Source organism: Enterobacter sp. DN (genome assembly GCF_046054285.1).
Taxonomy (GTDB): domain Bacteria; phylum Pseudomonadota; class Gammaproteobacteria; order Enterobacterales; family Enterobacteriaceae; genus Enterobacter; species Enterobacter hormaechei_C.
The window spans coordinates 333245-347607 of the sequence record NZ_JBJJTG010000003.1 but is presented as its reverse complement, the minus strand read 5'-3'; the positions used below and the strand labels follow the sequence as shown (position 1 = coordinate 347607).

16 protein-coding genes are annotated in these 14363 nt (G+C 53.3%); 7 read left to right on the top strand and 9 right to left on the bottom strand.

Annotated elements, in window-relative coordinates:
* Positions 1–27: 27 nt before the first annotated feature.
* Both ACJTMZ_RS10085 and ACJTMZ_RS10080 read left to right on the top strand, forming a co-directional pair.
* Positions 28–639 (top strand): outer membrane beta-barrel protein, encoded by a 612-nt coding sequence (locus ACJTMZ_RS10085; protein ID WP_017692718.1) that lies wholly within the window; start codon positions 28–30, stop codon positions 637–639.
* A 628-nt stretch (positions 640–1267) separates the two neighbouring features.
* Positions 1268–3250: an alkyl sulfatase dimerization domain-containing protein gene (locus ACJTMZ_RS10080; protein ID WP_252010996.1), complete on the top strand. Its 1983-nt coding sequence runs from the start codon at positions 1268–1270 to the stop codon at positions 3248–3250.
* Between the two features lie 102 nt (positions 3251–3352).
* Here the strand turns inward: ACJTMZ_RS10080 and ACJTMZ_RS10075 are convergent, their stop codons facing one another.
* Positions 3353–4237, bottom strand: a complete 885-nt coding sequence (locus ACJTMZ_RS10075) for an SDR family oxidoreductase (protein WP_032649406.1) — start codon at positions 4235–4237, stop codon at positions 3353–3355.
* A 61-nt stretch (positions 4238–4298) separates the two neighbouring features.
* Entirely contained in the window at positions 4299–4688 is a 390-nt protein-coding gene (locus ACJTMZ_RS10070; protein ID WP_252010995.1) for a YdeI family stress tolerance OB fold protein, read from the bottom strand.
* A 139-nt stretch (positions 4689–4827) separates the two neighbouring features.
* Here ACJTMZ_RS10070 and ACJTMZ_RS10065 point away from each other — a divergent pair, with 139 nt between their 5' ends.
* From ACJTMZ_RS10065 to ACJTMZ_RS10050, 4 genes are read left to right on the top strand one after another with little or no spacing between them, the layout of a single operon-like run.
* A complete protein-coding gene (locus ACJTMZ_RS10065) occupies positions 4828–5331 on the top strand; it encodes a hypothetical protein (protein WP_252010994.1) in 504 nt (167 codons plus the stop codon).
* A gap of 9 nt (positions 5332–5340) precedes the next feature.
* Positions 5341–5787 carry a DUF421 domain-containing protein gene (locus tag ACJTMZ_RS10060; protein WP_006811854.1) on the top strand — a complete coding sequence of 149 codons (447 nt, stop codon included), beginning with the start codon at positions 5341–5343 and terminating at the stop codon, positions 5785–5787.
* Positions 5788–5797: 10 nt separating this feature from the next.
* On the top strand, positions 5798–6316 hold the full coding sequence (locus ACJTMZ_RS10055; protein WP_003862863.1) for a 2-oxo-tetronate isomerase: 519 nt from the start codon (positions 5798–5800) through the stop codon (positions 6314–6316).
* A 16-nt stretch (positions 6317–6332) separates the two neighbouring features.
* Entirely contained in the window at positions 6333–7319 is a 987-nt protein-coding gene (locus tag ACJTMZ_RS10050) for an SDR family oxidoreductase (RefSeq protein ID WP_252010993.1), read from the top strand.
* Here ACJTMZ_RS10050 and ACJTMZ_RS10045 read toward each other — a convergent pair whose 3' ends face one another.
* The 7 genes from ACJTMZ_RS10045 to ACJTMZ_RS10015 form a co-directional block, all read right to left on the bottom strand.
* Positions 7320–8945, bottom strand: a complete 1626-nt coding sequence (locus tag ACJTMZ_RS10045; protein WP_252010992.1) for an alpha-amylase family glycosyl hydrolase — start codon at positions 8943–8945, stop codon at positions 7320–7322.
* 8 nt (positions 8946–8953) lie between these two features.
* Entirely contained in the window at positions 8954–9964 is a 1011-nt protein-coding gene (gene cydB / locus ACJTMZ_RS10040) for a cytochrome d ubiquinol oxidase subunit II (RefSeq protein WP_015571779.1), read from the bottom strand.
* A complete protein-coding gene (locus ACJTMZ_RS10035) occupies positions 9964–11367 on the bottom strand; it encodes a cytochrome ubiquinol oxidase subunit I (RefSeq protein WP_032102926.1) in 1404 nt (467 codons plus the stop codon). Before ACJTMZ_RS10035 ends, cydB begins: the two co-directional genes overlap by 1 nt.
* A gap of 70 nt (positions 11368–11437) precedes the next feature.
* A complete protein-coding gene (locus ACJTMZ_RS10030; protein ID WP_015571777.1) occupies positions 11438–12310 on the bottom strand; it encodes a manganese catalase family protein in 873 nt (290 codons plus the stop codon).
* 17 nt (positions 12311–12327) lie between these two features.
* Positions 12328–12834 carry a ferritin-like domain-containing protein gene (locus ACJTMZ_RS10025; protein ID WP_017382870.1) on the bottom strand — a complete coding sequence of 169 codons (507 nt, stop codon included), beginning with the start codon at positions 12832–12834 and terminating at the stop codon, positions 12328–12330.
* A gap of 61 nt (positions 12835–12895) precedes the next feature.
* Positions 12896–13393 (bottom strand): ferritin-like domain-containing protein, encoded by a 498-nt coding sequence (locus ACJTMZ_RS10020; RefSeq protein ID WP_003862851.1) that lies wholly within the window; start codon positions 13391–13393, stop codon positions 12896–12898.
* A gap of 90 nt (positions 13394–13483) precedes the next feature.
* Positions 13484–13672: a general stress protein gene (locus tag ACJTMZ_RS10015; RefSeq protein ID WP_015571775.1), complete on the bottom strand. Its 189-nt coding sequence runs from the start codon at positions 13670–13672 to the stop codon at positions 13484–13486.
* A 453-nt stretch (positions 13673–14125) separates the two neighbouring features.
* Here ACJTMZ_RS10015 and yjdI point away from each other — a divergent pair, with 453 nt between their 5' ends.
* Positions 14126–14356: a 4Fe-4S mono-cluster protein YjdI gene (yjdI, locus tag ACJTMZ_RS10010; RefSeq protein WP_015571774.1), complete on the top strand. Its 231-nt coding sequence runs from the start codon at positions 14126–14128 to the stop codon at positions 14354–14356.
* The last annotated feature ends 7 nt before the right edge of the window (positions 14357–14363 follow it).

Below are 14363 nucleotides of genomic sequence, written 5' to 3'. Positions count from 1 at the left end.
TAACATTATCAAGTAAACGGTATATTTATGAAAAAGACAGTTATCGCATTGATTATGGCTAATGCATTTACCGCCACTTCCGCGTTCGCCGCCGCTGATGCGGGCACCTGGTATAGCGGGGCTAAATTCGGCTGGTCTCACTATTTTGATACCAATATGGGTTCAAAAGCGTTTGAGAACACGCATTCCGATCACTTCGATTTTAACCATGATAATGTCGGCGGGGGTGTTTATACGGGTTATCAGATTACCCCATGGCTTGCGGTAGAAGGTGGTTATGATTATTTAGGCAACATGCAGATTAAAGGTCAGCATGGCGCTGGGGCGCAAATGAAGACGCAGGGCCTGCAAATGTCTCTGAAGGCCAGTTATGCCCTGACCAATGACTGGGATATTTACGGCCGTGCCGGCGCAATGGGCTATCGCGCTGAATCCGATGTAAGTGGTCACAATCGTTTTGAAACCGGTGTGCGCCCGCTTGCAGCCGTGGGTACTGAATACGCTTTCAATAAAAACTGGGCGGGCCGCCTGGAATATCAGTGGGTAAGCAACGTGGGCAATGTTAACCAGATCGGCGTGAGCAGCGACCTGAGTTCCGTCACCGCAGGGCTTAGCTATCGCTTTGGTCAGTACGACTGATGCCCGTGATATGCCCATTAATAAAAACCCGGCTGCTTATGTTGCCGGGTTTTTTATTTTCAGCTGGTGAATAACGGTTCAAGAATGATATGAATATTTTGCAGGCCCGTGACATTATTATCTTTCAGGTATTGCTGATTAACCATATCTAACTGTTCCAGTTTGGTCAGCGAGGCATAGACGCGTTGAACGTCACTGTCCGCAACAAAAATTTCTTTTGCGGTGGTGTCCTGTAGATACTGTGATTTTACGCTGCGCGTTAAGGTCTCGATCTGCTGTTTATTTTCCTGATAAAGAGACGCGATATGCGATATCTGTGCCTGCGGCGGTTTTTCCCCGGCAACACCAGTGGAATTTGTAGATGATTAATTTTTTCAACATTGTCTGGTTGGGGAGAACTACAGGCTGTTAATGTGCTGAGGGTTAATACAGCGAAAAAGAACGGCAGGCTCTTCATCGAATCACTCCGGGGAAATAACTGGACTCAGCATTATCCCTTAAGGACGCAGCGACGAAAGAATAAACTAATTTATTTATAAACGTTATTTCCATAGGTTAAAGATAAGCCTGGTGATAGCCTCCTTTCCCCCCATGTACCGCCAGCGTGAATATAACTCCTCGAGGAAGTATGAAATTTAAAACTCTCGTTAGCGCAATAGCCGTTGCTGGTCTGCTATTAGTGTCGTTGACCTCATTGCCTGTCCTGGCACAAAAGGAAGGGAAGAGAGCCACTGTCCATACGAAAGAGATGAATGATGCACTTTATGGTCAACTGCCCTTCTTTGATAAGACGGATTTCCGAAATGCGCACAAAGGCTTTATTGCCCCGCTGCCACCCGCGGTGATTAAAGGCGAAAAAGGCGCCGTTATCTGGAACCCCCAGAAATACGCTTTTATCAAAGAAGGGCAAAAAGCGCCGGATACCATCAACCCGAGCCTGTGGCGTCAGGCGCAGCTGAATAATATTGGCGGTCTGTTTGAGGTCACGGAAGGCGTCTACCAGATCCGTAACCTCGATCTGTCGAATATGACGATTATAGAGGGCAAAGAGGGGATCACGGTTATCGATCCGCTGGTGTCTGCGGAAACGGCCAAAGCGGGCATGGATCTTTACGTTCAACATCGTGGCAAACGCCCGGTTGTTGCCGTTATTTATACCCATAGTCATGTCGATCATTATGGCGGCGTGCGTGGCGTAGTCGATGAAGCGGGAGTGATAACCGGCAAAGTGAAAGTCTATGCTCCAGCAGGTTTTATGGAAGAGGCGGTATCGGAAAATATCATGGCCGGAAATGCCATGAGCCGCCGTGCCAGTTATATCTACGGAAACCTGTTAAAGGCCAATGTAAAAGGTCAGGTAGGGGCGGGTCTGGGGACGACCACCTCAGCCGGGACGGTCACGCTTATCGCGCCCACTCACGCCATTACCGAAGACGGGCAGAAAGAGATCATCGACGGTCTCACCTATGATTTTATGCTGGCGCCGGGGTCGGAAGCGCCGTCTGAAATGCTCTGGTATGTGGAAGAGAAAAAGCTGATTGAAGCAGCAGAGAACGTCACTCACACCCTGCACAATACTTACTCGCTGCGCGGGGCGAAGATACACGATCCGCTGGCATGGTCAAAATACATCAATAACGCCCTCGATCGTTGGGGGGATAAAGCGGAAATTATTATCGCGCAGCACCACTGGCCCACATGGGGTAATAAGAAAGTGGTGAAGCTGATGAAAAGCCAGCGTGATATCTACCGCTATATCAACGACCAGACGCTGAGGCTGGCGAATAAAGGGCTGACGAGGGATGAGATAGCCGCTAATTTCGCCCTGCCTTACGGGCTGGCAAAATCCTGGGCAGGCCGTGGCTATTACGGCTCGGTAAGTAATAATGTCAAAGCCACCTATGTCTACTATCTTGGCTGGTTCGACGGCAATCCGGCGACGCTCAATGAACTGCCTCCGGTCGAGGCAGCGAAAAAATATGTCGATTACATGGGCGGAGCCCGCGCGATCCTTGAAAAAGCCCGGGTTGATTATGCCCGGGGAAATTACCGCTGGGTGGCGCAGGTAGTGAGTAAAGTCGTTTTTGCCGATCCAAATAATAAGACGGCGCGCGAACTGGAAGCGGACGCGGTTGAACAGCTGGGATACCAGGCCGAGTCAGGACCCTGGCGTAACGCCTACCTCACCGGTGCGCAGGAGTTGCGTAACGGGGTGAAGAGGATGCCGACGCCCAATACCGCCAGCCCGGATGCGGTTCGTGCCATGTCGACTGAGATGATTTTTGACTACTTCGGCGTTCACCTTAACGGCGTCAGAGCTGCGAATGCCAGAGGGATTTTTAACGTTGATCTGGGTCGCGAGGGCGGCAGGTACAAGCTGGAGCTGGAGAATGGCGTGCTGAACCATATCGCCAACGCTCAGGCAGAAGATCCGGATGCAACCATCACGCTCAGCCGCGAAACGCTGAATAAAATCATCCTCAAAGAGACCACGTTGAAAAAGGCGCAACAGGCAGGAGAGGTGACGATCGTCGGCAATGCCGCGAAGGTAAACGAAATGCTGCGCTGCATGGAGAGCTTCAGCTTCTGGTTTCCTGTCGTCACCCCTTAAACGTAAAAAAGGCTGCTTTCGCAGCCCTTTAGCTTTCGCCTGCAACAATTTGCCGGGTGGCAGCTTCGCCTTACCCGGCCTACACTCTGCGCGCCTTGAGCGCTAGATGACGCCATCCCCGCCGTCTGAACACCACACCTGCCCGGAGGTGTATGAACACTCATCCGAGGCCAGGGTGACATACAGCGGTGCGATCTCCACGGGCTGTCCCGGGCGTCCCAGAGGGGTACTCTCGCCAAAATGTTTCACTTTTTCCTGTGGCTGCCCACCGCTGGGCTGAAGCACGGTCCAGTAAGGACCCGGCGCTACCGCATTCACGCGGATCCCCTTCGGTCCCAGCTGTTTCGCCAGCGCTTTGGTGAACACCGCGAGACAGGCTTTGGTCTGCGCATAGTCAAGCAGTACGGCGCTCGGTTTAACCGCCTGAACGGAGGAGGTGTTAATGATGGAAGCAGGGGCTTTCATGTGGCGCAACGCCGCCTTTGTGATCCAGAAAGGCGCATAGACGTTGGTCTTAAAGGTCGCGTCAAAATCTTCCGTGGTCAGTTCTTCCAGCGACTCACGGTACTGCTGGCGGCCTGCGTTATTCACCAGGATATCCAGCCCGCCCAGTTTTGAGACGGCCTGCTCCACCAGGTTCTGACAAAAAGTTTCGTCCCGCACATCGCCCGGAAGCGCGACGGCATTCCGTCCTTCCGCTTTAATCAGGGCGATGACTTCCGCTGCGTCTTCTTCCTCTTCCGGCAAATAGTTAATCGCGACATCTGCCCCTTCACGGGCATAGGCAATGGCTACCGCGCGTCCGATGCCGGAATCGCCCCCGGTAATTAGCGCCTTCTTACCGGCAAGTCGACCATGCCCTTTGTAGCTCTTCTCACCGTGGTCGGGTACGGGTTCCATCTCAGAGGCCAGGCCCGGTGGCGTCTGAGGCTGCTCCGGGAAAGGTGGCGTTGGGTAAGCGTTCGTACGTTGTTCATTATCACTCATAGCTAACTCCTTGTTAGGGGTGAGATTTGATGGATAGTTACAGCGTTAACGCTTCGCTGAATTATTTTTGCAAGTGGCTGACCCGCACTACGGGTGGGGATGATTTTTTATCGAGCGAGCCGCTAATACTGATCATGTTGTCAGGTTCCACGGTTCTGCCGTCAAATACGGCTTTCGGGACAATAACGTCGATTTTCCCGGTTTTATCCTGGAATACGTATTTATCGCCATTGCCATCAATAAGATTGCCGCGCAGTGAAATAGAGGCGCCATCATGCATCTCTTTTGCCTGAGTAATGGTCATAATGCGCGCATCATCGGTACCACGATAACCGCTGTCCAGCGCATGCGGCGGTGGCGGCGCATCACCCTTTTGTAACCCGCCGTTATTATCTGCCCATGCAGTAGGGATAATTAATATAAACAAGGCTGAAATCACTGATAATTTCATTTGATATCCTTCATTTTGGATGTCTTGACTTATTAAGTATTGTTGCTATTCCTTTATGTGGCAAATGTGATAAGTCTTAAAAGCATTTGCACAGAAAAATCAAAAATTTCGGCAATTAAGCGAAACGGTGACCACAGCCATGGAACCAAAAAAAGAAAAAGTGCCTGGGATAAAAGAGAGTAGCCGTTTACTGACGTTTGAGTATGCATTTCGCCTGGTGGGTTTTATTGTGCTGTTAGCTATTATCGTGGCGGCGATAGCCGGCCTGTTTTCCAGCGGCGCGGTCAGCGACGTGGAGAAAACAAACGAAGCAAAATCCCTGACCCTGAGCTATGAGCGCTTCGGTCGCCGCCAGACCGAATCGCGGATGGCAATAACGTTTCCGGTGACGTCTGAGGGGAAATATACCCTCAGCATGACCAGCGAAAGCAGCGACGCGTATGAGCCAGGCAGCGTTTGGCCACAGCCGGACAGCATGTACAGCCGGGGGAATACCCTGTTTCTCGTCTACGATCGTTTACAACATACCGATAAATTTACCGTTTTGTTATTTATCACGCCGTCAAAAGCAGGGAAGTGGACAAACAGCATCCGCGTAAACAACGAGCCAGATATCCGTTTCTGGCAGTTTATTTACCCCTAGGAGTCGAATATGGACATGGTTTTTCGTGCCCTGGCAATCTACCTGTTTCTGGTCATTGTGTTTAAAGTTGCCGGGCGACGCGCCCTGCTACAAATGACCAGTTTTGACCTTATTTTGCTCTTAATTATCAGTGAGGCGACACAACAGGCTCTGCTTGGCGAAGATTTTTCCGTCACCGGAGCGATGATTACAATAACAACGCTGGTGGTGGTGGATATTATTTTTGGTTTACTGAAAAAATATTTCTCCACCGTTGAGAATATTCTTGATGGCACGCCGGTGATATTGGTGGAGAACGGTGTTCCCCTCGCCGATAAACTAAAAAAGGTCGATGTGTCCTGTGATGATATATTGGTATCAGCCCGCCAGAATCACGGTATTACAGAATTGAAGGAGATTAAATACGCTATTCTTGAGCGTAATGGTCATATTTCTATTATTCCTGACGAAAATTAAGGGCAACGCGATGAGCAACCTTATTCACGACAGCAACAGCACCATCAGCGAGCTGACGAAAAAGCTCGCCACTCAGCTTACGGACAGAGGTTTGCGGTTAACCACCGCAGAGTCCTGTACCGGTGGCAATCTCGCGGTTGCGCTTTGTGCCGAAGAGAACACGGCGGAATTTTATGACGTTGGCATGGTGGTGTTCAGCGATGCGGCGAAGGAGAGGATCCTCGGCGTGCGGCACGAAACCATTGAGCGCTTCACCGCCGTCAGTGAACAAACGGTGACCGAGATGGCCGCTAAAATTCGCGAAATTGCCGAGGCGGATATCGGCCTTGCCATCAGCGGCTATGCGGGACCGGAAGGCGGCGACGATGGCACCGCAGCCGGTACGGTCTGCTTCGGCTGGAATATTCGCGGACAGACGGAAACCCGCACCGTGCTGTTTTCCGGTGAATGTCAGGATGTGGTGGATAAAGCGGTGCGTTATTCCCTGTCTGAACTGATCGAAATACTCTCCGGCTGGGATAACGTCTGAAACAAGGGGAAAGGCTATGGCTGTGATCGTTATTACCGGCGGTACGGCGGGTGTGGGGAAAGCCACGGCGCTGCACTTTGCCAAAGCGGGCTACGCTGTGGGCATCATTGCCCGCGACGAGCAGAGCCTGCGCTCCACAGAAGAGGAGTTGCGCCGTTTTGGGATCAACGCCCGTGCCGTTCAGGCCGACGTGGCGGACAGCAAGGCGGTGACCGATGCTGCTAACGAGATTGAATACCGGCTTGGGGCCATCGATGTGTGGGTGAATAACGCCATGGGCGGGATGCTGGCGCCGTTTCGCACCATGTCCCCGGAGGAGTTTCGCCGCGTCACCGAGGTGACCTATCTGGGCTATGTTAACGGCACCCGCGCCGCGCTGGAGTTAATGACCCCACGCGATCGCGGAACGATTATTCAGGTTGGCTCCGCGCTGGCCTACCGTTCCATTCCCTTGCAGTCAGCCTACTGCGGGGCGAAAGCCGCAATCCGCGGATTTACCGATGCCGTGCGCACCGAACTGATGCATGAAAACAGCCGGGTGCAGATCGCAATGGTACAGATGCCGGGCCTCAATACGCCGCAGTTCGAGTGGGCGAGGAATAAATTTGCCTGGGCGATGCGCCCGGTTCCTCCCGTTTTTCAGCCGGAAGTAGCTGCCAGCGCTATTTTTAAGGTGGCGCAGAAACCGGTGCGGGAACTGTGGGTGGGCAGCAGCACCGTCCAGTCGATTGTCGGGCAATTTCTTTTCCCCGGCTTTCTGGATCGGCTGATGGTTAAAAAGGCCTGGGAAGGGCAGATGACCGATACGTTAAATGCGGATGACCGTCAGGACTATCTGGATCAGCCGGTTAACGACCTGCATAAAATCCACGGGCACTTCACCGACGAAGCAAAAGAGCGTGCTACCAGCGTCACCTCTGGCATGCCGGGGAAAGTGCTGCTCGGCTCCCTTGCCGTCACGGGCGCGATCGTGGCCCGTCTGCTGCTCTCGCGGAGACGATAATCAGCGCAGTGCGGTACGATCGGTCCAAAACCAGCGGTAGCCATAGCCGCTGAGGTTAAGCGCGACGGTTTTGCCGCACACCAGCGCGTCGTCGTAGCGTTTGTCCGCCAGGCAGGCGGTCCAGGTCGCATGCCGGATCCCTCTGGCGGTAAAATTAACGGGCTTATCGCTGAAGTTAACAAAGGTCAGAATGCTGCGCGTGTCGGTTTCGTAATAGATCCCCAGTACCGCACCGCTGTCGATATTAATAAGACGAAACGGCGCGACGCCGATCTCAGGGAACTCCGAGCGCGTATTGGCGATATCGATAATGCAGTGCAGGAGTGAGTTGCGGTGCAACAGCGAATCCGCCACGTTGATTTTTTGATAGCGGTACGGGCCGTGGTCAATCATCGGGGCGACAAAAGTTTCCGGGTCGGCATCTGAGAAACCGCCGCCTTGCGATCCGGCCCACTGCATCGGGGTGCGTACGGCGTAACGCTCCTCCAGTTCCAAATCATCCCCCATGCCAATCTCATCCCCGTAGCGCATGACCGGTACGCCCGGTAGCGAAAACAAGACCGCATGGCAAAAGGCCAGCCGCTTTCGATCGCCATTAAGCATCGGCGCCAGACGGCGGCGGATACCTCGCTGATACACACTCATCTCTTCATCAGGGGCAAAGGTATCGATGACGGTCTGCTTCGCTTTTTTTCCTATCCCTTCCAGATCCAGCTCATCATGATTGCGCAGCCAGTTGGCGAAGCAGCAGGAGTCCGGCGGCACAATCATCTTCTTCACCGCGTTGCGCAGCGGTCGTGCGCTCTTCTCTGCCAGGCTGACGTAAAAGTACTTATTGAGCCAAAAATTCAGCACCAGGTTGAGCCGGTCGTTCTGACCAAAATAATCTTTGTAGGCCTCGACCTCCACGTCGACTTCGCCGAGCAGGATCGCGTCCGGGTTACGCTGCCCGATAAGACGGCGCAGATGCTCCAGGATCCACAGGCCGCGTTTTTCATCCCCACGTCCGGCCTGTTTTGTCAGGTGCGATGCCGCATCCAGGCGAAAGCCCGACACCCCGAGCTTTAGCCAGAAGATGATGATGTTCTCAACCTCCTTCAGCACCGCAGGGGAGGCCAGATTGAGATCCGGCTCGTGGTGATAAAACATATGCCGGTAGTATTGCCCCGCCTCGTCGTCCCATGTCCAGATGCTCTTCTCTACGCCGGGGAACATCGGCGGCGTATCGTCGTCGTCGGTGTCGGACCACAGGTAATAGTCACGGTAGGGTGACTGGGGGTTGCGGCGGGCCTGTTGAAACCAGGGATGCGCATCCGAGGTATGCTGGATCAGCAGCTCAATAATGACCTGCATCCCCAGCTCCCGCGCCTGTTCAATAAAGGCGATGATATCGTTGAGCTTGCCGAAGCGGGGATCGACCTGCAAATGGTCGCTCACGTCATAGCCTTCATCGAGAAAAGGCGTGAGGTAAAACGGGGTGATCCAGATAACCGTCGCGCCCATCCGGCGGATGTAGCGCAGCTTCGCGGTGATTCCGGCGATGTCGCCACAGCCATCGCCGTTAAGATCGTAAAACAGGGCGGTATCAATCTGGTAAATAATGGCGCGTGTATGCCAGCCTGCCATAGCAATCCTTAATGATAACCTTCGGTATCAGACACTTTGCCCCGGAAGACGTAGTAGCTCCAGGCGGTATAAACCAGGATCACCGGGATGATTAACAGCGTACCAATCAGCATAAACAGCTGGCTGGCAGGCGGCGCGGCGGCTTCCCACAGGGTGATGTGCGGCGGAATAATGTGTGGCCACAGGCTGATGCCCAGGCCGCTAAAGCCGAGGAAGATCAGGCCCAGCGTTAACAGGAACGGACGGGCATGGCTGTCGGGATTGCGCGTCAGCCGCCAGATCCACAGGCTGAATACCGCCACCAGAACCGGAACTGGCAGGAACCAGAAGAAGTTAGGCAGAGTAAACCAGCGCTCGGCGACAAACTGCCAGCCGAGCGGGGTCCAGATACTTACCACCGCAATAACGGCGATCAGCGCCAGCAGCACATGGCGGGTCAGCTCGCGCATCCGGTTTTGCAGCGCGCCTTCGCTTTTCATGATCAGCCACGTGGTAGCCAGCAGGGTATAGGCGACAATTAAGCCCAGCCCGCAGAACAGATTAAACGGGGTGAACCAGTCCAGCGAGGAGCCCACAAAGCGACGCCCTTCCACGTCAAAGCCGTTGATCATCGCGCCAACCACGATCCCCTGGCTGAAGGTTGCCAGCAGGGAACCGCCGGCAAAGGAGTAGTCCCAGAATTTGCGGTGTGAAGGGGTCGCCTTAAAGCGAAACTCAAACGCCACCCCGCGGAAAATAAGCCCGATCAGCATGGCCGTCAGCGGGATGGTCAGGGCATCGATAATCACTGCGTAGGCCAGCGGAAACGCGCCGAACAACCCTGCACCGCCGAGAACCAGCCAGGTTTCATTTCCGTCCCAGACCGGGGCGACGCTGTTCACCATCACGTCGCGCTCTTTGGCATCGCCCACAAAGCTGAACAGCATGCCGATACCGAGATCGAAACCGTCCATGATGATGTACATCAGCGTGGCGAAGACAATAATGGCAAACCAGATGACCGGGATATCGACGCCCATCAGATCTTCTCCTCTTCCGGAACGGACTCGGCGGCGGACAGCGGACGGGCAGGAGTGCCCGACGTATTAGACGTTAGCGTGCCCACAGGCTGCGGACCTTTTTTAATCAACCGGGCGAGATACACATAACCCACGCCAAACACCGAACAGTAGACCACGATAAAGGCCAGCAGGCTGATGCTCATCTGCAACGTGCTGTGCAGAGACACCGCATCTATCGTGCGCAGATAGCCGTAAACGACCCACGGCTGGCGGCCCACTTCGGTGGTGACCCACCCGGCGAGCAGCGCGAGCAGTCCGGCAGGCCCCATACAGAGGGCAAACCAGTGGAATAGCCGCGAGTGATAGAGTCGACGGCGATAGCGCAGCCAGACACTCAGCACGCCAAGGGTAATCATCAGCAGCCCCATGCCGACCATAATGCGGAAGGACCAGAAGACGATGAGCGAGTTAGGGCGGTCCTCTTTCGGGAAATCCTTCAGCGCCGGGACCTGTTTATCCAGGCTGTGCGTCAGGATCAGGCTGCCGAGCGCGGGAATTTCAAGCCCGTATTTGGTGCGCTCCTCTTCCATATCCGGTACGCCAAACAGCAGCAGCGGGGTGGCCTCGCCGGGCGGGTTTTCCCAGTGGCCTTCAATCGCGGCGATTTTGGCAGGCTGGTGCTCAAGCGTATTCAGGCCGTGCATATCCCCAACCACGGCCTGAATGGGCGCGACCAGCAGCGCCATCCACATGGCCATGGAGAACATTGTGCGAATAGCGGGCGTATCGTTACCGCGCAGCAGATGCCATGCCCCGGATGCGCCCACAAACAAGGCACTGCACAGGAAGGCGGCGATGGACATATGGATCAGGCGGTAAGGGAATGAGGGGTTAAAGATAATGGCCAGCCAGTCTTCGGGAATGACCTGACCGTTCTGAATACTGAAGCCCTGCGGGGTGTGCATCCAGCTGTTGGAGGCGAGGATCCAGAAAGTGGACATCAGCGTGCCCAGCGCCACCATGCAGGTGGCAAAGAAGTGCAGGCCGGGGCCGACCTTGTTCCAGCCGAACAGCATCACGCCTAAGAAACCAGCTTCCAGGAAGAAGGCGGTTAGTACTTCATAGGTGAGCAGAGGGCCAGTTATGCTGCCTGCGAACTGGGAAAAGCCGCTCCAGTTAGTCCCAAACTGGTAAGCCATGACCAGCCCGGAAACCACGCCCATACCAAAGTTGACGGCGAAAATTTTCAGCCAGAAATGGTATAGCGAGCGCCAGACATCATTTTTGGTGCGAAGCCACATGCCTTCGAGAACCACCAGATAGCTCGCAAGCCCGATGGTGATCGCCGGGAAGAGAATATGAAAAGAGACGGTAAAGGCGAACTGTATCCTGGCCAGATGAAACGCATCAAGCTCGAACATGCTCCGTACCTCTGGAACTGATAGCGCACAAGGCATTGCCAGACAGCCTCAGGCTGCCTGGCAAAACCGGTTACGGTTTTTTCTTACCTGCGCCAAGCTCGGCACCGGTAAGCGGATCGGCATTAGGGTCGGATTTCGTGCGTGCGCACATCGCTTTGACCAGCGTTTCCTGCTCTGTAGTGAGCGTTACGCTTGCGCCGCCGTCACCGCCATCGACCGCTGGCTGAGGAGATTCCACGTAGTCGAAGTGCTTATCGCTGTTCCAGCTGCCGCGAACTTCTCCCCCCTCAGACATATTGTAGTACTTGTTGGTGTACTCTTCGATTGGCGGCAATTTACCCGGTGGGAAATTGTTACGGATCGACTGGAGTGCCTTCTCAAACGAGAGCTGGTGTGCTGCCTCACGCGTCATTAAAAACGCCAGCGCATCTTTAACACCCGGATCGTCCGTTACGTTAATAAGCCGTTCGTAGATAATTTTGGCGCGCGCCTCGGCCGCTATGTTAGAGCGCAGATCCGCGGTCGGTTCGCCAATGGTATCCACGTACGCCGCCGTCCACGGTACGCCTGCGGAGTTAGTAAGCGGAGTACCGCCGCCGTAGAGCAGGGAGGTGATATGACTGTCGTTGCCGTTCTCGGTCATGGAGCGGTACAGTTCCGCTTCATTTTCAACGCCTTCCGCCAGTTCGCCTTTCGCACCCTTATTGAGCATACCCACCAGGGTGCCGATAATTTCCAGGTGACTTAACTCCTCGGTCGCGATATCCATCAGCATATCTTTACGACCGGGATCGTCGTCGCTCAATCCTTGCGTAAAGTAACGACATGCCGCGGCAAGTTCGCCTTGTGGCCCGCCAAACTGCTCAAGCAGAAGATTGGCCAGGCCCGGATTCGGTTCGGCTACGCGTACCGTGTATTGCAGCTGTTTTACGTGTCGAAACATACATTCTCCCTATTTCGTTATTTTTTAGCTTCAACGCCATCCGCGTCGGAGCGCAGCAGGAACTGTTCCGTCGTCTGTGGAATATGCTGGAGCAGCCAGTCTGCCATCTGGCGCTCTTCTTCCAGAATGGATTCAAGGGCTGGAATGGAGGCGGTATCGCCTGCTTGTTTGGCCGCAGCCAGCAGAGAGGTGTAGCAGGCAATTTCAAACTGCTCAAAAACGTAGCCGCTGATAGAGCCTTTAACAATTTCGTCGGAAGGGAACATGCCGCCAATGGACTGGCCGAGTGCCGCCATTTTGCTCATGGAATCTTTTATGACCGAACGGGAAATATCATTGCGGTCGAGAATTTCTTCCAGCACGGTAATTTGGTGTTTAGTTTCATTAACGTGTTGTTCAATTCGTGCACGTAAGTCGGGATAATTATCAATACGGCTGGCCATTGATTCCAGCATGGATTCGGCTTGCTTTTCCATCGCATGGGCATCGCGTAGCCAATCATGGTAGTGTTCTACATGATTCATAATTAACTCCTGTGATTTATTTTCTGGTTAATTTTTGGTGCTGATGCTCATCAGATATTAATTATCCTTTCTGGGCTTTTTGATTAATATTACCGACAGCCAGATCGGTTAATTTGAGATCGGTTTCTTTTTCTTCTTCCAGCGTTTCGGCAAGAAGTTTAACGGCTTTTTTATAGCCTAATTGTTCAGCCAGGGTGGCCAGGGTGCCGTAGCTGGCAATTTCGTAATGTTCAACTTTCTGAGCTGCGGCAATTAATGCAGCGTCACGCACTTCATTTTTCTCAGTGCTCTCAATAACTTCGTTGGCTTCTTCAATTAAGCCTTCCATCGCAACGCATTTCATGCGCTTCAGTTTGAGGCCGGATTCCTGCTCAATAATCTGATCGATACGTTCGATCTGTCCCTGCGTCTCTTCGAGGTGAGCCGTGAACGCGGCACTCAGCTTCTCGCTGGATGCGGCGCGAGCTAATTTGCTTAGCGCGCGGGTCAGCTGCTTCTCAGCGCTGTAGGTGTCGGATAACAGGTGAATAAATACATCTTCAACAGTTTTCATATTCATATTTTCGCTCCAGTGAAATAAAGGGAAGGTACTGCGAGCCGACGGGCCCGCAGCATGCTCTCGGTATATTTATAAGAGCTTTAAATAAGATCAGGAGTTATCAGATTTACGGCCTCCGCCGTGACTACTCTGTCCCCCTTTCTTACCCGCTTCAGATGCGCGTTGCGGATCGTTTTTGAAATTACCGCCGCTGTGCTGGCCGCCTTTACGTCCAGCTTCTGATGCCTTTTCACGGTCTTCAGCGAAATTACCGGAACCACCACGATGTTGCTCTGCCATATATCAACCCTCATGTTGCGTTTATGTCAGGAGATACGATAAGTAATTCGTATCAGTTGTCGTTCAGAAATTAACATTAGTCGTTATGTGAGAAGAGTCAAATTTCTTGTCTGGGTTGTTTTGCGGTAATTTTGCAGGGAGTGAAGAAATACCGCTTCGTTACGAGTTTTAAAAACGGATGGGAAATCCATCAGTTAGATGAAAATAAATCCGGAGGTTAAGATTGCGCTTAGCTAATAATCCTAATGTGAACGTGGCGTGAATTATTACAAGAATTGACACAGCGCAAAAATATATCTTCGCAACGGGTGTTCTTGTATTCGGAATAATCCTATGAACGTGAAGAAGTCATGCGCTGAAAAGAGTGTGGCTAAACCTCGTTTTTGACGTGGTCAGGCGGATCGGGTGAGGGTATGCTTCTTTTGTCACCACAATAATTACAGAGGCAATGTCATGGATCAGGAGCTACTGGATGCGGGGTACCGGGCCTATACCGGTGAGAAAATCGATGTCTACTTCAACACCGGGATCTGCAAACACTCGGGCAACTGCGTGCGCGGCAGCGCGAAGCTGTTCGATCTGAAGCGTAAACCATGGATCGCGCCGGATGAAGTAGATGCAGAAACGGTTATGCGCGTAATTGATACCTGCCCGAGCGGTGCGCTGAAGTACCGCCAAAAATAAGCGAGGA